This window comes from Modestobacter sp. SYSU DS0875 (assembly GCF_054050915.1).
This window is the reverse complement of record NZ_JBJHAH010000019.1, coordinates 16,677-38,276: the sequence shown is the minus strand read 5'-3', so window position 1 is coordinate 38,276 and position 21,600 is coordinate 16,677. Positions and strand designations below refer to the sequence as shown.

General features: G+C 74.4%; 23 protein-coding genes and 1 pseudogene. 7 read left to right on the top strand and 17 right to left on the bottom strand.

Translation table 11 applies throughout. The features are described 5' to 3' along the window. From ACI79Y_RS12995 to era, 3 genes are read right to left on the bottom strand one after another with little or no spacing between them, the layout of a single operon-like run. On the bottom strand, positions 1–765 hold the full coding sequence (locus ACI79Y_RS12995; protein WP_457158872.1) for an isoprenyl transferase: 765 nt from the start codon (positions 763–765) through the stop codon (positions 1–3). Continuing rightward, positions 762–1,550, bottom strand: coding sequence for a DNA repair protein RecO (gene recO, locus ACI79Y_RS12990; protein ID WP_457158871.1), 789 nt, complete (start codon positions 1,548–1,550; stop codon positions 762–764). Before recO ends, ACI79Y_RS12995 begins: the two co-directional genes overlap by 4 nt. After that, positions 1,547–2,518 carry a GTPase Era gene (gene era / locus ACI79Y_RS12985; RefSeq protein WP_457158870.1) on the bottom strand — a complete coding sequence of 324 codons (972 nt, stop codon included), beginning with the start codon at positions 2,516–2,518 and terminating at the stop codon, positions 1,547–1,549. The genes recO and era overlap by 4 nt, the downstream gene beginning before the upstream one ends. Before the next feature lie 6 nt (positions 2,519–2,524). Between era and ACI79Y_RS12980 the strand changes: the two genes are divergently transcribed. After that, a complete protein-coding gene (locus ACI79Y_RS12980) occupies positions 2,525–3,121 on the top strand; it encodes a hypothetical protein (protein ID WP_457158869.1) in 597 nt (198 codons plus the stop codon). Here the strand turns inward: ACI79Y_RS12980 and ACI79Y_RS12975 are convergent. From ACI79Y_RS12975 to ACI79Y_RS12945, 7 genes are all read right to left on the bottom strand, one after another. Next, entirely contained in the window at positions 3,118–3,813 is a 696-nt protein-coding gene (locus ACI79Y_RS12975) for an MIP/aquaporin family protein (protein WP_457158868.1), read from the bottom strand. The two genes, ACI79Y_RS12980 and ACI79Y_RS12975, sit on opposite strands and share 4 nt — an antisense overlap. Positions 3,814–3,905: 92 nt before the next feature. Beyond that, positions 3,906–5,051, bottom strand: a complete 1,146-nt coding sequence (locus ACI79Y_RS12970; protein ID WP_457158867.1) for a glutathione-independent formaldehyde dehydrogenase — start codon at positions 5,049–5,051, stop codon at positions 3,906–3,908. 205 nt (positions 5,052–5,256) lie between these two features. Continuing rightward, positions 5,257–5,595 carry a cytidine deaminase gene (locus ACI79Y_RS12965; protein WP_457158866.1) on the bottom strand — a complete coding sequence of 113 codons (339 nt, stop codon included), beginning with the start codon at positions 5,593–5,595 and terminating at the stop codon, positions 5,257–5,259. Positions 5,596–5,601: 6 nt separating this feature from the next. Continuing rightward, positions 5,602–6,960 (bottom strand): hemolysin family protein, encoded by a 1,359-nt coding sequence (locus ACI79Y_RS12960; RefSeq protein WP_457158865.1) that lies wholly within the window; start codon positions 6,958–6,960, stop codon positions 5,602–5,604. Further along, a complete protein-coding gene (ybeY, locus tag ACI79Y_RS12955) occupies positions 6,957–7,469 on the bottom strand; it encodes an rRNA maturation RNase YbeY (RefSeq protein ID WP_457158864.1) in 513 nt (170 codons plus the stop codon). The genes ACI79Y_RS12960 and ybeY overlap by 4 nt, the downstream gene beginning before the upstream one ends. Before the next feature lie 5 nt (positions 7,470–7,474). Next, the gene (locus ACI79Y_RS12950; protein WP_457158863.1) at positions 7,475–8,605 is read right to left on the bottom strand and encodes a PhoH family protein; all 1,131 of its coding nucleotides are present in this window, start codon (positions 8,603–8,605) and stop codon (positions 7,475–7,477) included. Positions 8,606–8,697: 92 nt separating this feature from the next. Further along, the gene (locus ACI79Y_RS12945; RefSeq protein ID WP_457158862.1) at positions 8,698–9,069 is read right to left on the bottom strand and encodes an HIT domain-containing protein; all 372 of its coding nucleotides are present in this window, start codon (positions 9,067–9,069) and stop codon (positions 8,698–8,700) included. 147 nt (positions 9,070–9,216) lie between these two features. On the opposite strand from ACI79Y_RS12945, the pseudogene ACI79Y_RS12940 reads away from it, so the two are divergent. The 5 genes and pseudogenes from ACI79Y_RS12940 to ACI79Y_RS12920 all read left to right on the top strand — a co-directional run. Then, positions 9,217–10,263, top strand: a pseudogene (locus ACI79Y_RS12940) (GAF domain-containing protein); the annotation flags it as partial. A gap of 6 nt (positions 10,264–10,269) precedes the next feature. Next, a complete protein-coding gene (locus ACI79Y_RS12935; RefSeq protein WP_457158903.1) occupies positions 10,270–10,776 on the top strand; it encodes a methyl-accepting chemotaxis protein in 507 nt (168 codons plus the stop codon). Between the two features lie 161 nt (positions 10,777–10,937). Then, a complete protein-coding gene (locus ACI79Y_RS12930) occupies positions 10,938–11,867 on the top strand; it encodes a putative selenate ABC transporter substrate-binding protein (RefSeq protein WP_457158861.1) in 930 nt (309 codons plus the stop codon). Continuing rightward, positions 11,864–12,610, top strand: coding sequence for a phosphonate ABC transporter ATP-binding protein (locus ACI79Y_RS12925; RefSeq protein WP_457158902.1), 747 nt, complete (start codon positions 11,864–11,866; stop codon positions 12,608–12,610). The genes ACI79Y_RS12930 and ACI79Y_RS12925 overlap by 4 nt, the downstream gene beginning before the upstream one ends. Then, entirely contained in the window at positions 12,607–14,217 is a 1,611-nt protein-coding gene (locus ACI79Y_RS12920) for a PhnE/PtxC family ABC transporter permease (RefSeq protein ID WP_457158860.1), read from the top strand. Before ACI79Y_RS12925 ends, ACI79Y_RS12920 begins: the two co-directional genes overlap by 4 nt. Positions 14,218–14,306: 89 nt before the next feature. Here the strand turns inward: ACI79Y_RS12920 and ACI79Y_RS12915 are convergent, their stop codons facing one another. From ACI79Y_RS12915 to hrcA, 3 genes are read right to left on the bottom strand one after another with little or no spacing between them, the layout of a single operon-like run. After that, the gene (locus tag ACI79Y_RS12915) at positions 14,307–15,065 is read right to left on the bottom strand and encodes a 16S rRNA (uracil(1498)-N(3))-methyltransferase (protein ID WP_457158859.1); all 759 of its coding nucleotides are present in this window, start codon (positions 15,063–15,065) and stop codon (positions 14,307–14,309) included. Next, a complete protein-coding gene (gene dnaJ, locus ACI79Y_RS12910; RefSeq protein WP_457158858.1) occupies positions 15,062–16,201 on the bottom strand; it encodes a molecular chaperone DnaJ in 1,140 nt (379 codons plus the stop codon). The genes ACI79Y_RS12915 and dnaJ overlap by 4 nt, the downstream gene beginning before the upstream one ends. A gap of 17 nt (positions 16,202–16,218) precedes the next feature. After that, positions 16,219–17,241, bottom strand: a complete 1,023-nt coding sequence (hrcA, locus tag ACI79Y_RS12905) for a heat-inducible transcriptional repressor HrcA (RefSeq protein WP_457158857.1) — start codon at positions 17,239–17,241, stop codon at positions 16,219–16,221. Between the two features lie 77 nt (positions 17,242–17,318). Between hrcA and ACI79Y_RS12900 the strand changes: the two genes are divergently transcribed. Then, complete coding sequence (locus ACI79Y_RS12900) at positions 17,319–17,951, top strand: type II toxin-antitoxin system VapB family antitoxin (RefSeq protein ID WP_457158856.1); 633 nt, start codon at positions 17,319–17,321, stop codon at positions 17,949–17,951. Here the strand turns inward: ACI79Y_RS12900 and ACI79Y_RS12895 are convergent. Genes ACI79Y_RS12895 through ACI79Y_RS12880 form a run of 4 tightly spaced genes read right to left on the bottom strand, consistent with a single transcriptional unit; the run spans position 17,948 to position 21,369 of the window. Next, positions 17,948–18,553: a response regulator gene (locus ACI79Y_RS12895; protein ID WP_457158855.1), complete on the bottom strand. Its 606-nt coding sequence runs from the start codon at positions 18,551–18,553 to the stop codon at positions 17,948–17,950. The genes ACI79Y_RS12900 and ACI79Y_RS12895 overlap by 4 nt on opposite strands. Continuing rightward, complete coding sequence (locus tag ACI79Y_RS12890; protein ID WP_457158854.1) at positions 18,550–19,665, bottom strand: sensor histidine kinase; 1,116 nt, start codon at positions 19,663–19,665, stop codon at positions 18,550–18,552. Before ACI79Y_RS12890 ends, ACI79Y_RS12895 begins: the two co-directional genes overlap by 4 nt. 37 nt (positions 19,666–19,702) lie before the next feature. Then, positions 19,703–20,449 carry an ABC transporter permease gene (locus ACI79Y_RS12885; protein WP_457158853.1) on the bottom strand — a complete coding sequence of 249 codons (747 nt, stop codon included), beginning with the start codon at positions 20,447–20,449 and terminating at the stop codon, positions 19,703–19,705. Further along, a complete protein-coding gene (locus ACI79Y_RS12880) occupies positions 20,446–21,369 on the bottom strand; it encodes an ABC transporter ATP-binding protein (protein WP_457158852.1) in 924 nt (307 codons plus the stop codon). Before ACI79Y_RS12880 ends, ACI79Y_RS12885 begins: the two co-directional genes overlap by 4 nt. Between the last annotated feature and the right edge of the window lie 231 nt (positions 21,370–21,600).

Here is a 21,600-nt window from a genome sequence, read left to right as displayed (position 1 = left end):
TCAGGCGGAGCCGAAGCGGCGCTGGCGGCTGGCGTACTCCTCGCAGGCCTGCCACAGGTGCCGGCGGTCGAAGTCCGGCCACAGCGTGTCCAGGAAGACCAGCTCGGCGTAGGCCGCCTGCCACAGCAGGAAGTTGCTGGTCCGGTTCTCCCCCGAGCTGCGGACGAACAGGTCGACGTCGGGCATGTCCGGCTCGTCGAGGTAGCGGGCGACGGTCTTCTCGTCCACCTTGTCCGGGTCGATGCGGCCGGCGGCCACCTCCCGGGCGATCGCGGCCGCGGCGTCGGCGATCTCTGCCCGGCCGCCGTAGTTGACGCACATGGTCAGCGTCAGGACGTCGTTGTCCTTCGTCAGCTCCTCGGCGATCTCCAGCTCCTTGATCACCGAGCGCCACAGCCGGGGACGGCGGCCGGCCCAGCGGACCCGGACGCCGAGCTCGTGCATCTCGTCGCGGCGGCGGCGGATCACGTCGCGGTTGAAGCCCATCAGGAAACGGACCTCCTCCGGGCTGCGCCGCCAGTTCTCGGTGGAGAAGGCGTAGGCGCTGATCGCCCCGATGCCCAGCTCGATCGCGCCCTCGACGCAGTCGAACAGCGAGGACTCCCCCGCCTCGTGCCCGGCGGTGCGCGGCAGGCCGCGCTGCTTCGCCCAGCGGCCGTTGCCGTCCATCACGATGGCGACGTGGCCGGGCACCTTGTCGGCCGGGATGTCCGGCGGGGTGGCGCCCGAGGGGTGCGGATTCGGCGCCTTCACCTCGCGCCTCACCGCGACACCTCGACGTGGGGCGTGCCGGCGCGGGGGGCCTCGGTGCGGTCGACCAGCGGCAGCGAGCGCAGGCCCCGCTCCAGGTGCCACTGCAGCATCGCCGCGACCAGGCCGCTGCCCTCGCGCCGGTTGACGCCCTGGCTGGCCTCGGCCCGCCCCCAGTCGCCGGTCAACAACGCCTCCAGCAGCTCGACGGTCACCGGGCTGGGCATCGCCGAGCCGGTGGGACGGCAGGCCGGGCAGACGGTGCCCCCGGCCGGGACGGAGAAGTGGCGGTGCGGGCCTTCCTCGCCGCACCGCGCGCAGTCACCCAGCGCGGGCTCCCAGCCGGCCACCGACATGGCGCGCAGCAGGAAGGCGTCGAGCACCAGCGGCGGCGGCTTGGCCCCCTCCGCGAGCGTGCGCAGCGCGCCCACGACGAGCAGGAACATCCGCAGCGCGGGCTCCTTCTCCTCCACGGTCAGCCGGTCGGCGGTCTCCAGCACCGCCGTCCCCGCGGTGTAGGCCCGGTAGTCGCCGACGACCGCGGGCCCGTAGGCGCGGATCGACTCGGCCTGGCTGACCACGTCGAGGTTGCGGCCGGTGTACAGCTGCAGGTCGACGTGGCTGAACGGCTCCAGCCGGGCACCGAACTTGCTCTTGGTGCGGCGCACGCCCTTGGCCACCGCGCGCACCTTGCCGGTGCGCCGGGTGAGCACCGTGACGATCCGGTCGGCCTCACCCAGCTTCTGGGTGCGCAGCACGATCCCCTCGTCGCGGTAGAGCGACTGCGGCGTCGTGCTCAATACCCGAGCCTGTTCAGCTTCTTCGGGTCGTCCTGCCACTCCCCCAGCACCGTGACGTGCAGGTCGAGGTGCACCCGGCCACCCAGCAGCGTCTCCAGCCCGACCCGGGCCTCGCTGCCGATCGCCTTGATCGTCTGCCCGCCCTTGCCCAGCAGCATCGGCTTCTGGCTGGGACGCTCGACGTGCAGCAGCGCGTGGATCTCGGTGAACACCGCCTCGGGGTCGCGCGGGTCGGGCTTGCGCAGGATCTCCTCGACGGTGACGGCGAGGGAGTGCGGCACCTCCTGCCGCACCTTCTCCAGCGCTGCCTCGCGCACCAGCTCGGCGATCTGCCGCTCGACGTCCTCGTCGGTGGTCTGCTCGTCGGGGTACATCGGCGGGCCCTCGGGCAGCAGGCCGACCAGCAGGTCCTCCAGCAGCTCGACCTGGTCGCCGGCGACGGCGCTGACCGGCACGATCTCGCGGGCCTCGACCAGCTGGCTGGCGGCCACCAGCTGCTCGGTGACCTGCTTCTTGCTCGCCGCGTCGGTCTTGGTCACCACCAGCACGATCGGGGTGGTGACCTCCTTGAGCTGCCGGGCGATGAACGCGTCACCGGCGCCGACGGGCTGGTCGGCCGGGATGCAGAAGACGATGACGTCGACCTCGGACAGGGTGTCGCGGACGACGTCGTTGAGCCGGCGGCCCAGCAGGCTCTTGGGCTTGTGCAGGCCGGGGGTGTCGACGAGCACGAGCTGGCCGCCGGGCCGGTGCACCACCCCGCGGATGGCGTGCCGGGTGGTCTGCGGCCGGTTGCTGACGATGCCGACCTTCTCGCCCACCAGTGCGTTCGTCAGCGTGGTCTTGCCGGCGTTGGGCCGGCCCACCAGGCAGGCGAAGCCGCTGCGGTAGGGCGGCTGGTCGGTGTCGGTCACGTGGTCCAGTCTCCCACTGCGCACCGACAGCCCGGCGAGGACGGCTGCGATCATGGGCGCATGCCTCCCCGGTCCCGACGTGAACAGGGCGAGCCGCTGGCGGTGACGGCGGCCCGCGACCGCGAGCGGCACATCACGCAGGTCACCAGCTACGGCTACTTCGCCGCCCGCGGGCCGAAGCGCTCGGTCACCGTCACCCCCGCCCCGCTGCGCTACTGGCAGTACGACCCGGCCGGCCCATTGGTGCTCGGCCTGACCGCGCTGGCCCTCGCCGCCTGGCTGGGCGTCATCGCCTGGCGTGAGGGCGGCTCAGGCGTGGCCGCGGAGCTGCCGATCGCCCTGGCGCTGGCGCTGCTGGTGGTCGTGGGCTCGACCGGGCGGCTGACCGTCTCCGACGCCGGTGTCTCCACCGACATCGCCGGGCTGCGCCAGGTCTCCTCGTTCCGCGTCGTCCCGCGGGTGCTGGTCCAGGAGGTCGTGCCCGGTCCTCCGCCGGCCGGCTGGCCGAAGGCACGCCGGCGCGGCGGGTGGTGGCCCGGGCGCACCCGGGTCAGCGTCCGGCACCTGGGCATGGACGGGGAGACCGAGGAGGCGTTCACCGTGCTGGTGCGCGACGCCGACGCCTTCGCCGACGCCCTGGGCCGCCCGCTGGACTAGCGCTCGACCTCCGGCGGGGACCCGTGCTGCAGGACCCGCTCCCACACCACTGCACCCAGCACCGCCCCGACCAGCGGACCGACGACGTAGACCCACCAGCCCGGGAAAGCGCCGGCGACGATCATCGGACCCAGGGTGCGGACCGGGTTGAACGAACCGCCCGAGACGTTGATCGTCGTGAAGATCCCGGCACCGACCACGAAGCCGATCGCCAGCCCCGTGCTCAGCGGGCCGACGGAGTTCCGTCCGATCGCCGTCGCCATGACGGTGAGCAGCAGGGCCAGGGTCAGCGCGATCTCCGCCAGCAGCGCGACACCGGCGCCCCGATCCCCGGGGGTGGTGGCACCCAGCAGCAAGTCCGCCCGCGCCCGGCCCCCGAACAGGGCCCAGTTGGTCAGGGCAGCCAGGACCGCCCCGAGCAGCTGGGCGACCACGTAGGCCGGCACCGCTCGCCACGGGAACCGGCGCACGGCCGCCAACGCCACGGTGACCGCCGGGTTGAGGTGACCCCCGCTGATCGGCCCGGTCACGTAGACAGCGGCCAGCACGGCGAAGGCGAAGGCGACGCTGACCGCGGTGATGTCCAGCACCGGTTCGCCGCCGGCGGTGCCGGCCGTGGCCAGCACCGCCCCGGTGCCCATCCAGATGTAGAACCAGGAACCCAGCAGCTCGGCCGCCAGGGCCCCGATCATGGAGCCGGAGGGACCCCGTCGGCCCGGCGCGTGCGCGTCCGGGCCGACGGCAGGATGGCCGCCCCGTTCCGGTGAGGGGCTGCCGTCCGTGCTCACGCCGCTGCAGCCCCCGGCTTCAGCACGACCTTGCTCCAGCCTTCCTCGCGGTTGTCGAAGTGCTGGTAGGCCTCGGGGGCCTGGTCCAGCGGGAGCTCCTTGCTGACCACGAAGCTGGGTTCGGCCCGTCCTTCGATGATGAGATCGCGCAGCTGCTGGTTGTAGGACTTCACGTCGGCCTGTCCGGTGCCCATCGTGAGGCCCTTCTCGAAGAACTTGCCGACCTTGAACAACAGCTCACCGTTCGCCGCGTGCTCATTGGGTGCGCCGGGGTCGGAGGGCACGTACAGCCCGACCACGCCGAGCCGGCCGGTCGCCCGGACGGCGTCGACGAGGGTGTTGAGCACGATCGCCGGGGACTCCTCGTCGTCCTGGGCCCGCGCCTGGTAGCCGACAGCGTCGATCCCCTTGTCCGCCCCGTTGCCGTCGGTGTGCTCCAGCACCTGCTCCACGGTGTCGGCCTGGCTGAAGTCGATCGGAGTGGCCCCGATCTGCTCGGCCAGCTTCAGCCGGGAGGGCACCTTGTCCACCACCAGCACCTGGGCGGCCCCGCGCAGCACCGAGGAGTAGGCGGCCATCAGGCCCACCGGGCCGGCGCCCATGACGACCACGCTCTCCCCCGGGCTGACCTGCGCCAGCTCTGCGGCGTGGTAGCCGGTCGGGAAGATGTCGGCGAGCATTGCGAAGTCGTTCTCGTGCTCGGTGCCCTTGGGCAGCTGCAGGCAGTTGAAGTCGGCGAACGGCACCCGCAGGTACTCCGCCTGGCCACCGCCGTAGGGGCCCATCGAGACGTAGCCGTAGGCGCCGCCGGCGAAGCCGGGGTTCACCGTCAGGCAGAACCCGGTCTTGTTGGCCAGGCAGTTCTTGCAGAAACCGCAGGCCACGTTGAACGGCATGGAGACCCGGTCGCCGACCTTCACGCTGGCGACGCCCGGCCCCACCTCCACGACCTCACCCATGTTCTCGTGGCCGAAGACGATCCCCGGCTCCGCGCCGGTGCGGCCCTCGTACATGTGCAGGTCCGACCCGCAGATGGCGGTCGAGGTGATCTTGACGATCACGTCGGTGGGGTCCTGGATGCGCGGGTTCTCCACCTCTTCCACGGCCACCTTGCCGGGTTCCTTGTAGATGACTGCTCTCATGTTCGCGCCTCCTCGTGATCCACGACCGGGCGCACCGGCTCGACGGCCGGCTGAGGGCCTCACGCTGGGGCCCTGCCCCGGTACGGCGTACTCAGGGCCTGCCCGGCGGGTCCTCGACTACACGAAACCGCACATGACGGGGAGATGACCATGCGGTGCCGGACGCGGGCCCCGGACCGGCCGTGTCCGGCGGGCAGCTCGGCGGTCAGGCGGTGACGCGGACCGTCCCGTCGGGGCTCGCCAGCAGCACCGGCGCGGACGCGGTCAGGTCGTGGACGGCGGCCAGCCCGGCCGCCTCGACCGACTCCGCCTCGCTGACCACGGCGGCGGCCTCCAGGCCGTCGACCCCGCTGGAGACGGCCGCGGCGACGGCGGCCTGCAGCGCGGTCAGCTGCAGCGAGGGCAGCGCCACCGTGGCGGCGAGGTAGGTGCGCCCGTCGGTGTCGCGGACCGCGGCCCCCTCGGCGGCCCCCGTGCGGCCGCGCGCGGAGCGGGCCAGGGTGATCAGCTTGGCGTCCTCGGGGTCCAGCTCAGCAGCGCTCACGAGGAGTCAGGATTCCACGGTGGCCGGCTCGGGCTGCCGGGCGGTCGTGTCCTCGTCGCCGTCCTCGGTGCCGCCGTCGTCGTCCGACCCTGACTCGGGCACCCGGGTGACGACGATGGTGTCGATCTGGTTGCGCCGCCCGCCGGTGCTCTCCGCGACCAGGTGCAGCCCACCGACCTCGGCGGCCGACCCCTCGATCGGCACCATGCCGATCTCCCGGGCGAGCAACCCGCCCACGGTCTCCACGCCGTCGTCGTCGGGCAGCTCGACCTTGAACAGGTCGGCGAGGTCCTCCACCGGCAGCCGCGCGGTGATCCGCACCGCCCCGTCCTCGAGCTCCTCGACGGGCGGGCGCTGCACGGTGTCGTGCTCGTCGTCGATCTCGCCGACGATCTCCTCGAGGATGTCCTCGATGGTGACCAGGCCGGCGAAGCCGCCGTACTCGTCGACGACGACGGCCATGTGGGTGCGCGAGGCCTGCATCTCCCGCAGCAGCTGGTCGACCGGCTTGGACTCCGGCACGAAGCTCGCCCGGCGCATGAGGTCCTCGACCTGCGGCCCCGGGTCACCGGAGGCCAGCCCCTGCGACCGGCGGACGAGGTCCTTCAGGAAGACGACGCCGATGATGTCGTCGACGTTCTCCCCGATCACCGGGATGCGGGAGAAGCCGCTGCGCAGGCACAGCGCCAGCGCCTGGCGCAGGTTCTTGCCGCGCTCGATCCACACGACGTCGGGGCGGGGCACCATCACCTCGCGGGCGATGGTGTCGCCGAGCTCGAAGACGCCGTGGATCATGTTCCGCTCGCCGGACTCCACCACGCCGCGCTCCTCGGCCATGTCGACCAGCTCGCGCAGCTCGACCTCGCTGGAGAACGGCCCGTCGCGGTAGCCGCGACCGGGGGTGATGGCGTTGCCGATCAGGATCAGGAGGGTGGCGACCGGGCCCAGCAGCCGGCCCAGGAGGCGGATCAGCCCGGCCGCGGCCAGCCCGATCGGGTAGGCGTGCTGGCGGCCGAGCGTGCGGGGGCCGACGCCGACGAGCACGTAGCTCACCACCGTCATGACGGCGGCGGCGCTGGCGATCCCCGCGGCCAGGCCCTCGACCAGGTCGTAGAGGACGACGGCGACCACCACGGCCGCGGTCATCTCGCAGACGCTCCGCAGCAGCAGGAGCAGGGCCACGTGCCGGGCCCGCTCCGTCATGACCTCGGTCAGCGCAGCCGCCCGCTTCACCCCGTCGCGCCGGAGTTCGTCGACCCCGGCCGGGGACAGCCGCTGCAGGGCGGCGTCGAGCGCGCCGAAGACACCGGCGAGCAGGACGAGGAGGACGGCGATCACCAGCAGGACGATCGCTGTCGTGCTCATCGGACCCCCGGCTCCGAGGGCCCGCTGGTGACCGGTTCCCCGGTGACCGGTTGACGCGGCACGGAGCGCCAGCCCTCCAGCAGCGAGGACTGCAGGCCGAACATCTCCTTCTCCTCGTCGGGCTCCATGTGGTCGTAGCCCAGCAGGTGGAGCACTCCGTGGGTGGCCAGCAGCAGCAGCTCGTCGGCCATCGAGTGGCCGGCGGCCCGGGCCTGGCGGACGGCGACGGCCGGGCAGAGGACGACGTCGCCGAGCAGGGCCGGACCCGGCTCGGGGTCGTCGGGACGGCCGGTGTCCAGCTCGTCCATCGGGAAGGCGAGGACGTCGGTCGGCCCCTTCTCCCCCATCCACCGCTCGTGCAGCGTGGCCATGTAGTCGACGTCGACGCAGAGCACCGACAACTCGGCCAGCGGGCTGACGTCCAGGCTGTCGAGCACGTAGCGGCAGACGCCGGCCAGCGCGTCCTCGTCGACGGCGATCTCGGACTCGTTGGCGACCTCGACGGGCACCGCGGTCAGCTCCCCTGCTGCCGGCGGGGGCGGGCCGTCCGGGACGGGCCGGCAGCCGTCGCGGTGGCGGTCTGCCGGGCGGTGTCCCACCGCTCGTAGGCGTCGACGATGTCGCCGACCAGGCGGTGGCGCACCACGTCGGAGCTGCTGAGCGTCGAGAAGTGCACGTCGTCGACGCCCTGCAGGATGTCCCGGACCACCCGGAGCCCGCTCTGCGCGCCGCCGGGGAGGTCGACCTGGGTGACGTCGCCGGTGACGACCATCTTCGAGCCGAACCCGAGCCGGGTGAGGAACATCTTCATCTGCTCGGCGGTGGTGTTCTGCGCCTCGTCGAGGATGACGAACGCGTCGTTGAGCGTGCGGCCGCGCATGTACGCCAGCGGCGCCACCTCGATGGTGCCCGACTGCATGAGCCGCGGGATCGACTCGGGGTCGACCATGTCGTGCAGCGCGTCGTACAGCGGGCGCAGGTACGGGTCGATCTTCTCCGACAGCGAGCCGGGCAGGTAGCCCAGCCGCTCGCCGGCCTCGACCGCGGGGCGGGTCAGGATGATCCGGTTGACCTGCTTGGTCTGCAGCGCCTGCACGGCCTTGGCCATCGCCAGGTAGGTCTTGCCGGTACCGGCCGGGCCGATGCCGAAGACCACGCTGTGGGTGTCGATCGCGTCGACGTAGCGCTTCTGGTTCAGCGTCTTGGGCCGGATGGTGCGGCCCCGGCGGCTGATGATGTCCAGGCTGAGCACGTCGGCCGGGCGCTCGGAGCCGCCGGCCCTGAGCATGGCGACGACCCGGCGGACCGAGTCCGGCCGGAGGACCTGGCCGGTGGCGAGCAGCGCGATCAGCTCGTCGAAGACGCGGACGGCGAAGGCGTTGTCCGCCGGCTGGCCGGTGACGGCGATCTCGTTGCCGCGGACGTGGACGTCGGCGGCGAGCTCGCTCTCGACCAGCCGGAGCAGCTCGTCGCCGGAGCCCAGCAGGGCGACCATGGAGACGGTCTCGGGAACGGTGATGGCGGTGCGGACGTCGGCCGGTACGGCCGTGTCGTCCGGGACGCCGGCTGCCGCGGCACGCGCGGACAGCTCGCGGGCCGACGCTGTGAGGGCGGCCGGGACGGCGTCTGGTGAGGTGTCGGGCAAGTACGCTCGACCCTGCCTTCCTGCGACGGGGCTGTGACGCGGGCGAGTCTACCCGCGCGGCGCTCCCCCGGCCGGGCTGGCGCAGCGGCCGTTCAGCCCGGGGGCCAGGTGAGGCCCCGGCCACCGAGCACGTGCAGGTGCACGTGGTGCACGGTCTGCCCACCGTCCGGCCCGCTGTTGACCACCAGCCGCCAGCCGGGCTCGGGGCTGTCCGCCGTCGCCAGCCCCTCCTGCTCCGCGACCGCCTGCGCGGCGGCCAGGAGCTCTGCGGCGAGCGCCGGGTCGGCGGCGGTCAGGGCCCCGATCGTCGGGTGGTGGTCCCGGGGGACGACGAGCACGTGGGTGGGCGCCTGCGGGGAGATGTCCCGGAACGCCAGGGTGCGGCCGGTCTCCCGGACGACGTCCGGGGCGATCTCCCCCGCGACCATGCGGCAGAACAGGCAGTCGCTGCTGGTCCCGGTCATGGCGGGAACCGTAGTCCCCGACCCGATCCGGAACCACGTCGTCTATTCCACTGCGCACAACTTGATCATCTGCGTTCAAGTTCCGGCCGGGACCTGCCGAGGAGTCGTGGGACGGATCCCGTGACCACCGGCATCAGGAGTGCAGCAATGAGGTTCGGAGCGAACCGGCAGGCGGACCAGGACGTCCTGGCCCTGCTGGCGGAAGCGCGCTCGGACGTCACCGCGGTCACCCGGGTGCTGGTCGCCCTCGACGGCGCCTCGACCGAGGACGAGGTGGCACGGGCCGCGCTGGACACCGTCCGGGAGGACTTCGGCTGGGCCTACGGCTCCTACTGGCGGATCTCCCCCGACGACCACGCGCTGCACTTCGCCGTGGAGTCCGGCACCGCCGGTCAGGAGTTCCGCGAGGTCACCCTGAGCGCCTCCTTCGCCGAGGGCGTCGGGCTCTCCGGCCGCGCCTGGAGGAGCCGGGACCTGTTCTTCGTCGCCGACCTCGGCGAGATGACCGACTGCGTCCGCGCCCCCGCCGCCCAGCGCGCCGGGGTGCGCAGCGGGGTCTGCTTCCCGATCACGCGGAAGGGCCAGGTGATCGGCACGATGGACTTCTTCACCACCGAGACCCTCAGCCCCTCCGCGGAGCGGCTGGCAGCGCTGCGGGCGGTCGGCCTGCTGGTGTCACAGGCCTTCGGCCGGGTCGCCGAGGCCGCGGACCAGAAGCGGGCCGCCGGTGACGTCGCCGCCACCAGCGGCCTGCTGCGCCGGCTCAGCCGGGCGACCGACGTCGAGGAGGCGGTCACCACCGCGCTGGACACCATCCGGCGCGAGTTCGACTGGCAGTACGGCTCCTTCTGGACGGTGGACGAGGGCCGCGACGCGCTCGTGCTGTCCCTGGAGTCCGGCGACCTGGGCGCGGAGTTCCACGCCGTCAGCCGCGACGCGAGCTTCGCCGAGGGCGTCGGCGTGGCCGGGCGCACCTGGGCGGCGCACGACCTGGTCTTCGTCGAGGACCTCGGCTCGGTCACCGACTGCGTGCGGGCGCCCTCGGCGCGGGCGGCCGGCGTCAGGTCTGGCGTCTGCCTCCCGATCGAGGTCGAGGGCCGCATCGTGGGCACGATGGACTTCTTCGCCAAGCGGAGACTGATCATGGCCGACAGCCGCAAGGACGCCCTGCGCAACACCGCCTTCCTGATCGGCCAGACGATGGAGCGGATCAGGGCCGCCAAGCGGATCGCCGACGCCGGCCGGGAGATGGTCGCCTCCATCGACGAGGTGCAGCGCAACGTCGCCGAGGCCACCCAGGTGGCCGGCGACGGGCAGCGGGTCGCCGGGGAGGCCAGCGAGTTCGTCGCCGGGCTCGGCCGCTCCAGCGCGGAGATCGACAAGGTGGTCAAGGTGATCAACGGGATCGCCGAGCAGACCAACCTGCTGGCCCTCAACGCCACCATCGAGGCCGCGCGCGCCGGCGACGCCGGCAAGGGGTTCGCGGTCGTCGCCGGGGAGGTCAAGGAGCTGGCCCGGGAGACCGCGCAGGCCACCGAGGACGTCAGCGGCCGGGTGGCCACCATCCAGGGCGACGTGCAGAACGTCGTCGGCGCACTGACCTCCATCCGGGAGATCGTCGGCCGGATCAACGAGACCCAGCAGCACATCGGCGAGGTGCTCACCGAGCAGGCCGGCGTCACGCGCAGCATCGTCGAACTGGGCTGAACCCGGCGGGGCCCCTCGGGGTACGGGTGCGCCAGGATGGGCGCACCCGTTCCCCGAGCCCACGTGGAGGCCCCCGTGTCCGTTCCCCGTCCCCCCGCGAGGACGTAGTGAGCACCCGTTCCGCCGTCCGGTCGGGTGGCCTCGTACAAGCGAACAGGAGGGTGAGCAGGCGCGGCTTCCTCACCGGCGCCGCGGCCACCGTCACCGCCGCCGCGCTCGCCGCCTGCGGCGACCGCTCCTCCCCCGTGACCGGCTCCGGGGGCTCTGCCGCACCGACCAGCGGCGGCCGCCAGACCCTCACCATCGGCGCCATCCCCGACCAGGACCCCGAGGTCCTGCAGCGGCTGCACGGCACCGTCGCGGACGCGATGTCCGACGCGCTCGACCTGGACGTCACCTACCAGCCGGTGACCGACTACGGCGCCGCCGTCTCCCTCTTCCGCACCGGCGACCTCGACCTGGTCTGGTTCGGCGGCCTCACCGGCGTGCAGGCCCGGCTGCAGACCCCCGGCGCGGAGCCCATCGCCCAGCGCGACATCGACGAGGACTTCCACTCGGTGTTCGTGGTGAACACCGCCACCGGGCTCGCACCGTCGGACGACCTCGCCCCGCTGGCCGACCTGCGGTTCACCTACGGCAGCGAGACCTCCACCTCCGGCCGGCTGATGCCCGCCTGGTTCCTGCAGCAGCAGGGCGTGGACCCCGAGGGCTTCCCCGGCGGGCCCGGGTTCTCCGGCTCGCACGACGCGACGCTGGCGCTGGTGGCGTCGGGCAGCTACCAGGCCGGCGTGCTCAACGAGCAGGTGTGGACCTCCCGCAGCGAGGAGGGCGCGGTCGACCCCGCCGTGGTGCAGTACGCCCGCACCCCGGCCTACCACGACTACCACTGGCTGCTCGGGCCGCAGGCGGTCGAACGGATCGGCGCGGACCTGCCCGGCCGGCTGACCGACTGGTTCACCGGGCTGTCCGCCGACGACCCGGACGACGCCGAGGTGCTCGAGCTGTTCGGCGCCGGGTCGTTCATCCCGACCGAGGCCTCGAACTACACCCAGATCGAGGAGATCGGCCGCGAGCTGGGGCTGATCAGCTGACCGCCGTTATCCGGCTGGACGGCGTCTCGGTCCGCTACGGCGGCACCCCCGCCCTCACCGGCGTCGACCTGACCGTCGGCGCCGGTGAGCGGGTGGCGCTGGTCGGGCCGTCGGGCGCCGGCAAGTCGACGTTGCTGGGGCTGGTCAACGGCTCGGTGCAGCCCACCGCGGGGGCACTGCGGGTGCTCGGCGCCGACCCGGCGGCGCTGCGCGGGCCGGCGCTGCGCCGGCTGCGCGCCCGGATGGGCACGGTGCACCAGCACCTGGAGCTGGTCGGCCAGCTGCGGGTGGTGCACAACGTCAACGCCGGCCGGCTCGGCGACTGGTCGGCGGCCCGGGCGGCCTGGTCGCTGGTGCGCCCGCAGGGGATGCCCGAGGTGCTGGCCGCGCTGTCGGCGGTGGGGCTGGCCGACCGGGCCTACGAGCGCACCGAGCGGCTCTCCGGTGGGCAGCGGCAGCGAGTGGCGGTCGCCCGGCTGCTGGTGCAGCGCCCGGAGGTGGTGCTCGCCGACGAGCCCGCCTCCGCGCTGGACCCGGTGCTCGCCGACTCGGTGCTCGGGTTGCTGGCCGGGCTCGCCGCCGAGCGGAACGGCGCGCTGGTGGCCTCGCTGCACGACCCGGCGCTGGCGCTGCGGCACTGCACCCGGGTGGTCGGGCTGGTCGACGGGCGGGTGGTGCTCGACGCCCCGGCGGCGCGGCTGACCGCCGGTGACCTGGCCGAGTTCTACGGGGCGCCGCGGTGACGGTGCTGACCGCGATGCCCGCCCCCCGGCTGCGGCGGGCGCGCACCCGGTGGGCCTGGGGGCTGGGAACGCTCGCCGTCGTCGGCGGGGCGCTGGCCGGAGCCGGGTTGCTCGCCGGCGAGGTGGTCAACCGGTCGGGGACGGCGCAGTTCGGCCGGTTCGCCGCGGCCGCCCTCGCCCCCGAGCTCGACCCCGCCTTCCTCTCGGTGCTGGGCTCCGCGACGCTGGTGACCATCGCCTACGCGGCGCTGGGCACCGCCCTGGCGGTCGGGCTGGGGGCGGTCGGCGCGGTCGCCGTCGCCCGCACCACCTGGGGACGGCGGCGGGCCGGGTGGCTGCTGGCCCGCGGCGCACTGGCCGTGCCCCGCGGGCTGCACGAGGCGGTGTGGGGGCTGCTGCTGGTCAACCTGCTGGGCCTGGACCCGTGGGTCGGCGTGCTGGCGATCGGCATCCCGTACGGGGCGGTGACGGCGAAGGTGTTCGCCGACCTGCTCGACGAGGTGCCGCGCGGCGCGCACGACGCGCTGCTCGCCGCCGGCGCCGGTCGGGTGGCCGCCGTCGTCTACGGACTGCTGCCGCCGGCGTCGGGCGGGCTGCTGTCGTACTCGTTCTACCGGCTGGAGTGCGCGGTGCGCTCGGCGGTGGTGCTCGGGCTGATCGGCGCCGGCGGGCTGGGGTACCAGCTGTCGCTGTCGTTCACCTCGCTGCGCTGGGGGCAGGTGTGGACCTGCGTCTACGCGCTCACCGCCCTCTGCGTGCTGGCCGTGGTGGCCGGTCGGGCGGTGCGCCGGCGGGTCGCGTCGCCGCGCTCGTCGGGTGACCGGCTCCGGCGCGACCCGGGGCTCACCAGCGCAGTGGCGGTCACCGTCGCCGCGGTGGGATGGGCCTGGTGGTACCTGGCGGTCTCCCCCGCGACCCTGGTCTCCGACCGCACCGGCGAGCAGCTGCGGTACGTGCTGGCCGCCGCCTGGCCGCCGGCCACCGATGCCGGCCTGCTGCGCGCCGTCGTCACCGCCGGGGTGGAGACGCTGCAGATGTCGGTGATCGCGATCGCCGTCGCCACCGTCGGGGCGGTGCTGCTGGCCGGGGTGGCCGCGCACCCGGCCGGGCGCCCGGGCCCGGGGCGCCGGGTGGTGGGCAGCGTCGTCCGGCTGGCGCTGCTGGTGCTGCGCGCCGTGCCGCCACCGGTGTGGGCGCTGGTGCTGCTGTTCGTGCTGCTGCCCGGCGTCCTGCCCGGGGCGCTCGCGCTCGGCGTCTACACCCTGGGGGTGCTGGGCCGGCTCGCCGCGGAGGCCACCGAGGAGCTCGACCCGCGACCGCGGGCGGCGCTGGCGGCGATGGGCGCGCCGCCGGTGGCCGGCTGGCTGTACGGCGTGGCGCCGCGGGCCGTCGGGCCGGTGCTGGCCTACGCGCTGTACCGGTGGGAGGTCGCGATCCGGGACACCGTGCTGATCGGGCTGCTGGGTGCCGGCGGGCTGGGCGCGCTGCTGGCGACGTCGCTGGCCACCTTCGACTGGGCCGCGGTGACCACGGTGCTGGTGGCCGTCGTGCTGCTGACCGCGGGGGTCGACCTGGTCAGCGCCCGCGCCCGGCAGGCGATCAGATGACCCCACCGTTGTCGGTCATGGGCGTCTCGCCGGTCGCCACGCCGTCCCGCGGCCTGTCCCCGGCAACCCGCCCATGATCACCGGGGAGGTCAGGCCCAGCGGGTGCGGGCGCTGAGTGCGGCGAGGGCGGCGGCGCCGGCGGTCGACGTGCGCAGCACCTCGGCGCCCAGCCGCACCGAGCGGGCACCGGCGGCGCGGAATGCCACCACCTCGCCGTCGGTGAGCCCGCCCTCGGGGCCGACGACGACGGCGACGGTGCCGGTGGCCGGCACCTCGACCCGGGCGAACGGCTCCCGCGCCTGCTCGTGCAGCACCAGGATCAGGTCGACGTCGGCGAGCAGGCCGACCACCTGGCGGGTGGTCATCGGCTCGGTCACCTCGGGCACCCGCGGCCGGCGGGCCTGCTTGCTGGCCGCCCGGGCGGCCGAGCGCCACTTGGCCAGGCCCTTCTCCACCCGGTCATCGCGCCAGCGGGTGACGCAGCGGGCCGCGGTCCACGGCACGATCCGGTCGACGCCCAGCTCGGTGGCGAGGTCGACGGCGAGCGGCCCGCGGTCGCCCTTGGGCAGCGCCTGGACCAGCACGAACTCCGGCTGCGGGGCGGGCACCTCGTGCCGGGCGTCCACCTGCACCTGCAGCCCGCCGGGCCCGGCCGCGGTGACCGTGCCCTCGACGAGCAGGCCGCGGCCGTCGGCGACCTTGACCCGCTCGCCCGAGGCCAGCCGCAGCACGTCGACCGCGTGCCGCCCCTCGGTGCCGTCCACGGTGACGACGTCGCCGTCGGGCACCTGGTCGAGCAGGAAGAGGGGGGCACCGTCCGCCGCGGGCGCGTCCGGGGCCTCGCTCATCGGCCGTTGAACGCGTCGCGCACCCGGGAGAACAGGCCGCCGCCGTGGTTGGCCGCGGCACCGTCGGCCAGCTCCTCACCGCGCAGCGCCGCGAGCTCGCGCAGCAGCTCCTGCTGGCGCTCGTCGAGCCGGCTGGGGGTCTGCACCTCGATGTGCACCAGCAGGTTGCCCCGGCCGGTGCCGCGCAGCCGCGGGGCGCCGTGCGCGCGCAGGGTGAGCACGCTGCCGGACTGGGTGCCGGGCCGGATGGCGAGGTCCTCGTTGCCGTCGAGGGTCTCCAGCTTGAGCGTGGTGCCCAGCGCGGCGGCGGTCATCGGCAGCGTGACCCGGCAGTGCAGGTCCTCGCCGTCGCGGGTGAAGACGTCGTGCGGGCGCTCGTGCACCTCGACGTAGAGGTCGCCGGCCGGGCCGCCGCCGGGGCCGACCTCGCCGTGGCCGGCCAGCCGGATGCGCATGCCGTCCTCGACGCCGGCGGGGATCTTCACCGGGATGGTGCGGCGGGCGCGGACCCGGCCGTCACCGCCGCACTGCGCGCACGGGTTCGGGATGACCTGGCCGGTGGCCTGGCAGGTCGGGCAGGGGCGGCTGGCGATGACCTGGCCGAGGAAGGAGCGCTGCACGCTCTGCACCTCGCCGCGGCCGTTACAGGTGGGGCAGGTCTCGGGGTGGGTGCCCGGGGCGGTGCCGGCACCGGTGCAGACGTCGCAGACCACCGCGGTGTCGACGGTGATCTCCGTCGTCGTCCCGAAGACCGTCTCGGCCAGGTCGAGCTCGACCCGGATGAGCGCGTCGCTGCCCTCGCGGACCCGGCCGCGCGGACCGCGCGCGGCTCCGGCGCCACCGAAGAAGGCGTCCATGATGTCGCCGAGCCCACCGAAGCCGGCGTTGCCGAACGGGCTGCCGCCCCGGCCGCCGTTCGTGTCGTACGGATCGCCGCCGAGGTCGATGATGCGGCGCTTCTCCGGGTCGGTCAGCGCCTCGTAGGCGCGGCTGACCTCACCGAAGCGCTCCTTGGCCTCCGGGGCGGGGTTGACGTCGGGGTGGAGGTCCCGCGCCAGCCGGCGGTAGGCCTTCTTGATCTCGGAGTCGGTCGCTCCGGGGGCCAGGCCCAGCACGCCGTAGTAGTCGGTCGCCATGCAGTCTTGTCCCGTCCTCAGCTCTCGGCCAGCAGGTGGCCGACGTAGCGGGCCACGGCTCGTACCGCGGCCATGTTGCCTGCGTAGTCCATCCGGGTGGGGCCGACGACGCCGAGGCCGCCGAGCGCCTGGTCGCCGGACCCGTAGCCCACGGAGACGAACGACGCCGCGGTCAGCGCCTCGTGCTCGTTCTCCTCACCGATGCTCACCGTCACCGTGCTCGGACCCACCTCGGCCATCAACCGCAGGACGACCACCTGTTCTTCCAGGGCCTCCAGCAGCGGGCGGAAGGTGCCCGGGAAGTCCAGCGCGCTGCCCTGCGCGAGGTTCGCCGTGCCGCCGATGACCAGCCGGTCCTCCGAGGGCTCGACCAGCGTCTCCAGCAGGGTGGCGCTGACCGCGGCGACCAGCGGCCGCAGCTGCGGCCGGGCGTTCTCGACCAGGTCGCCGACCTTGTCGCTGGCCTCGGCGAGCTTCTTGCCGGTGAAGGCGGCGTTGAGCAGCGTGCGCAGCTCGGCGACGGTGTCGGGCTCGACGTCGTCCGGGGTGTCGACGACGCGCTGCTCGACCCGGCCGGTGTCGGTGATGAGCACCATGAGCAGCCGGCTGCTGGTCAGCGGCACGAGCTCGAGGTGCCGGACGGCGCTGCGCGACAGCGTCGGGTACTGGACGACGGCGACCTGGCGGGTGAGCTGGGCCAGCAGCCGGACGCTGCGGCCGAGCACGTCGTGCAGGTCGACGGCGCCGTCGAGGAAGCGCTCGATGGCCCGCCGCTCGGCGGCCGACAGCGGCTTGACCGAGGACAGCCGGTCGACGAAGAGGCGGTAGCCCTTGTCGGTGGGCACCCGCCCGGCGCTGGTGTGCGGCTGGGCGATGTACCCCTCCTCCTCCAGCACCGCCATGTCGTTGCGGATGGTGGCCGGGGAGACCCCGAGGTCGTACCGCGCGGCCAGCGCCTTGCTCCCCACCGGGTCGTTGGTGGAGACGTAGTCCTGGACGATGGCTCGCAGCACCCGCAGGCGCCGGTCGTCGTGCGCCACGGCTGACACCTCCCGTACCGGTTCGACGGGCCCGCGCACGGCCGACCAGGACGCGTCCTGGCACTCGCGCGAGCCGAGTGCCAGCATACGACCGCACTCCCCCGCCGTCGTCCGGCTCGCGGTGGCACCGGGTGCCCGGCGCCGTCCCGGTCGTCGGTGCCGTCCCGGCCGTCGGCGTGGCGGGGCCCGGCCCACTAGGGTGGACGGCGGTCGAGAGCACCCCTCCGGGGGTGTCCGGGGGAACGGGAGGACCAGCTCTGATCTTCAAGGCGGTGCGGGACGGGCGGCCGTATCCCGACCACAACTTCTCCACCCGTGACTGGGCGATGATCCCGCCGCGGCAGATCCGGCTCGCCACGCTGGTCACGACCAAGCGCGAGCTGGCCCTGGACGCCCTGCTGGCCGACGACTCCACCTTCTACGGCGACCTGTTCCCGCACGCCGTCCAGTGGCACGGCGAGATGTACCTGGAGGACGGCCTGCACCGCGCGCTGCGGGCGGCGCTGCAGCAGCGCAACGTCATCCACGTCCGGGTGCTGGACCTCGACACGCTCATGCGCGAGCCGGCCCCCCGGCACGCCGCGCCGGACACCGCCGAGCTGCCCGCGCAGTCCGGCGACCCCGGCACCACCACGGCCCCCTGGGGCAGCGGCCCGTGGAGCGCCCACCGCGGGGGCTCCGCGGCGATGGACCTCGACCAGCCCCGCTAGAGCCAGCCCTTCTCCTCGGCCACCCGGGCGGCCTCCACCCGGGTGCGCGCGCCGGTCTTGCCGATCGCCGAGGACAGGTAGTTGCGCACCGTCCCCTCGCTGAGGAACAGCCGCCCGGCGATGTCGGCGACGGTCGCCCCGTCGGCCGCGGCCCGCAGCACGTCGGCCTCCCGGGTCGACAGCGGCGTGGCGCCCATCGCCAGCGCCGCCGCGGCGAGGTCGCGGTCGATCACCCGCTCCCCCGCCACCACCGCGCGGATCGACCGCGCCAGCTCGGCCACCGGGGAGTCCTTGACCAGGAACCCGGCCGCCCCCACCTCCATCGCCCGGCGCAGGAACCCCGGCCGGCCGAACGTGGTGAGCACGACCGCCCGCACCTCCGGCAGCGCGCCGGCGAGCTCCCGCGCGGCCTCGATGCCGTCCTGACCGGGCATCTCGATGTCCAGCAGGGCGACGTCGGGACGGTGCTCCCGGGCGGCGGCGACGACCAGGTCGCCGCGGCCCACCTCGGCGACCACCTCGATGTCCTCCTCCAGGTCCAGCAGCGCCCGCAACGCGCCGCGGACCAGGGTCTGGTCCTCGGCCAGCAGCACCCGGATCACCGGGCCGCCGCCCCGGCCGGCTGCAGCGGCAGGCGGACGGCGAGCCGCCAGCCGCCGTCGTCCACCCGGCCCGCGGTGAGCTCGCCGCCCAGCGCGGCGACCCGCTCCCGCAGCCCGGCCAGCCCCGAGCCCGAGGACGCACCGACCACCTGGATCCGCTCCCCGGTCCCGGTCCCGTCGTCCTCGATGGCCAGGGCAGCGGTGACGCCGTCCTCGGTGAGCGAGACGGTCACCCGTCGGGCGCCGCTGTGCCGCAGCACGTTGGTCGTCGCCTCGCGCACCACCCAGCCCAGCGCGGCGTCCACGGTGCCCGGCAGCACCGGCACGCGGTCGGGCAGCCGGACGGCGATGCCGGCGCCGGTGAGCGCAGCCCGGGCCTCGGCGAGCGCCTGGGCGGCGTTGACCTGCCGGTACCCGCTGACGGCGTCGCGCACCTCGGCCAGCGCCCGGCGGGCCGCCTCTTCGACGTCCCCCATCTCCGCCGCGGCCCGGGCCGGGTCGCGCGCGGCCAGCCGGCGGGCCAGCTCGCTCTTGAGCGCGATCAGCGACAGCGAGTGCCCGAGCAGGTCGTGCAGGTCGCGGGCGAAGCGCAGCCGCTCCTCCGCGACGGCGTTGCGGGCCAGTTCCTCGCGAGCCTCGGTGAGCTCGCGGTTGACCGTGATCAGGTACCGCATGCCGCGCATGGCGAACGCGGTGAGCAGGCACAGCGCCGGGATGACGGCGAGGCTGAAGTCGTCGTTGACCGCCAGCACCGCGGCGGACACCGCGGCCGCCGCGCCGGCCACGGGCCAGATCCAGCGGTGCGGCAGCGTCATCGACGCCGCGGCCGAGACGTAGATCATCAGCCCGGCCCACGCGCTGCCGAAGGCGACGGCGAGCACCACGCCGAGCACCGCCAGCACCGCCAGGTCCCAGCGGGCTCCGCCGGTGCCCGGCAGCGCGGTCACGCAGTAGAGGTACGTCGCGGTGAAGACCACCAGCCCGGCCACCGCCAGCACGACCGCGCTCGCCGGGCGCGGGGTGCCGACGAGGTCGGCGATCGGGAACAGCTGGAAGAACAGCCAGGGCAGCGACCACACCGCTCCCCGCCAGTTCCGGCCGCCGGTCTCCACGGCGGCGACGGTATCGCCCCGCCGCACCTCCACCGGCTCAGCCGGCGACCGCGTGCAGCGGACGCCGCCGGGCGACGGCGAGAGCCGCCGCCGCGAAGACCAGGCCGAACCCGGCCAGGGTCAGCACGGCGGCCGGTGAGGGCGGGGCGCCGGTGACGACGTCCCGCCCGAGCTCGGCATACCAGTAGGAGGGCAGCGCGTGGGCGACCGCGGCCAGCCCGTCCGGGAGCACCTCCACCGGCACCCACAGCCCGCCCAGGGCGGCGAGCACGGTGCTCAGGATCCCGATCGCCCCTCCGGCGGCCCGGTCGTCCAGGGCCAGCCCGAGCAGGAGGCCCAGCACGACGAACACCGCCGACCCCGCCCACAGCACGGCGGCCAGGCCGAGCCAGGTGGCCGGACCCAGCTGCACGCCGTTGACCAGCCGGCCGACCAGCGCGACCACCACCAGGCTGGGGAGGACCAGTAGCGCACCGACGAGCCCCTCGACCGTGAGCACCGCACCGGCCGGGATCGGGGTGACCCGCAGTTGGCGCAGCCACCCGGACCTGCGGTCGAAGGCCAGCCGGATGGTGGCGCCCAGGCTGGCACTCAGCGCGCCGTAGCTCATCATCGAGACCATGTAGTCGCGGGCCCAGTCCTGGTACTCACGGGCGCTCCCCGCGTAGCCACCGAAGACCTCGGTGAAGAAGACGGTGAACAGCGCGGGCAGCAGCACGGTGAAGAACAGGTACTGCTTGTTCCGCCCCACGCGGCGCAGCTGGAAGAGCAGCAGGTCGGTCATCGGTCGGCTCCGGTGGTGGGTCGGGTCGGGGTGCGACCGCTCAGCAGCGCGAGGAACGCCTGCTCGAGGCTGGCGCCGCGGACCTCCAGGTCCGGGAGCCGGTCGAAGCGGGACAGCAGGGCGCGCAGCGTCGCCTCGGGGTCGCTGGTGGTCAGCTCGACGACGTCGGCCGAGCCGCCCACGCCGGTCACCCCGGGCAGGTCGGCCAGCTCGCCCCGCGGGCCGCCGGCGCGGAACCGGACGGTGCGCTCCCCCGCGCCCCGGGTCACGTCGGCGACCGATCCGTCGGCCACCACCCGGCCACCGTCGACGACGACCACGCGGTCGGCCACCGCCTCGGCCTCCTCCAGGTGGTGGGTGGCGAACACGACGGTGTGCCCGAGCCGGACCAGTCCGCGCATCGTCGTCCAGAAGGCCCGCCGCGCCTCGACGTCCATCGCCGCGGTCGGCTCGTCGAGGAGCAGCAGCGGCGGGGAGCCGACCAACGAGACGGCCAGCAGCACCCGCTGCCGCTGGCCGCCGGACAGCGCGTCGGTGCGCCGGTCGAGCAGCCCGTCGATGCCGACGGTGGTGGCCAGGTCCGCCAGCGGCCAGGGCGCCGGGTACCTGCCGGCGACGAGGCGGAGCACCTCCCCCACCCGGGTCTCGCTGGGCAGGCCGCCGTGCTGCAGCATCGCGCCGACCGCACCGGCCCGGACGGCGGCGCCCGGCGCCCGGCCGAGCAGGCGCACGCGGCCGGCGGTGGGGCGGAACAGGCCCAGCGCCGCGTTGACGGTCGAGGACTTGCCGGCTCCGTTGGGGCCGAGCAGGGCGACGGTCTCGCCCGTGCCGATGCGCAGGTCCAGGGCGTCGACGGCGACGGTGCCGCCGCCGTACCGGACGGTCAGCCCCTCGATGTCGAGGGCGGGGGTCTCGGACACGGGCACCAGGCTGGTGGCCGGAGGTGCGGCCGCGGCAGTGCGAGACGTCGTCGACCCGGTCTGACATCCGTCAGATGGAAACGATCCCGCGCCCCGCCGATCACCCAGGGTCGGCGCGTCATCACGCGGGGGCGGGAGAACGACGTTCCCAGCTCCTAGCATTCGCCTCGCGGTCCGCCGGCCGGTCACAGGAGCCCTGCCGGCGGAACTGCTGTCCATGTCGGAGGACCG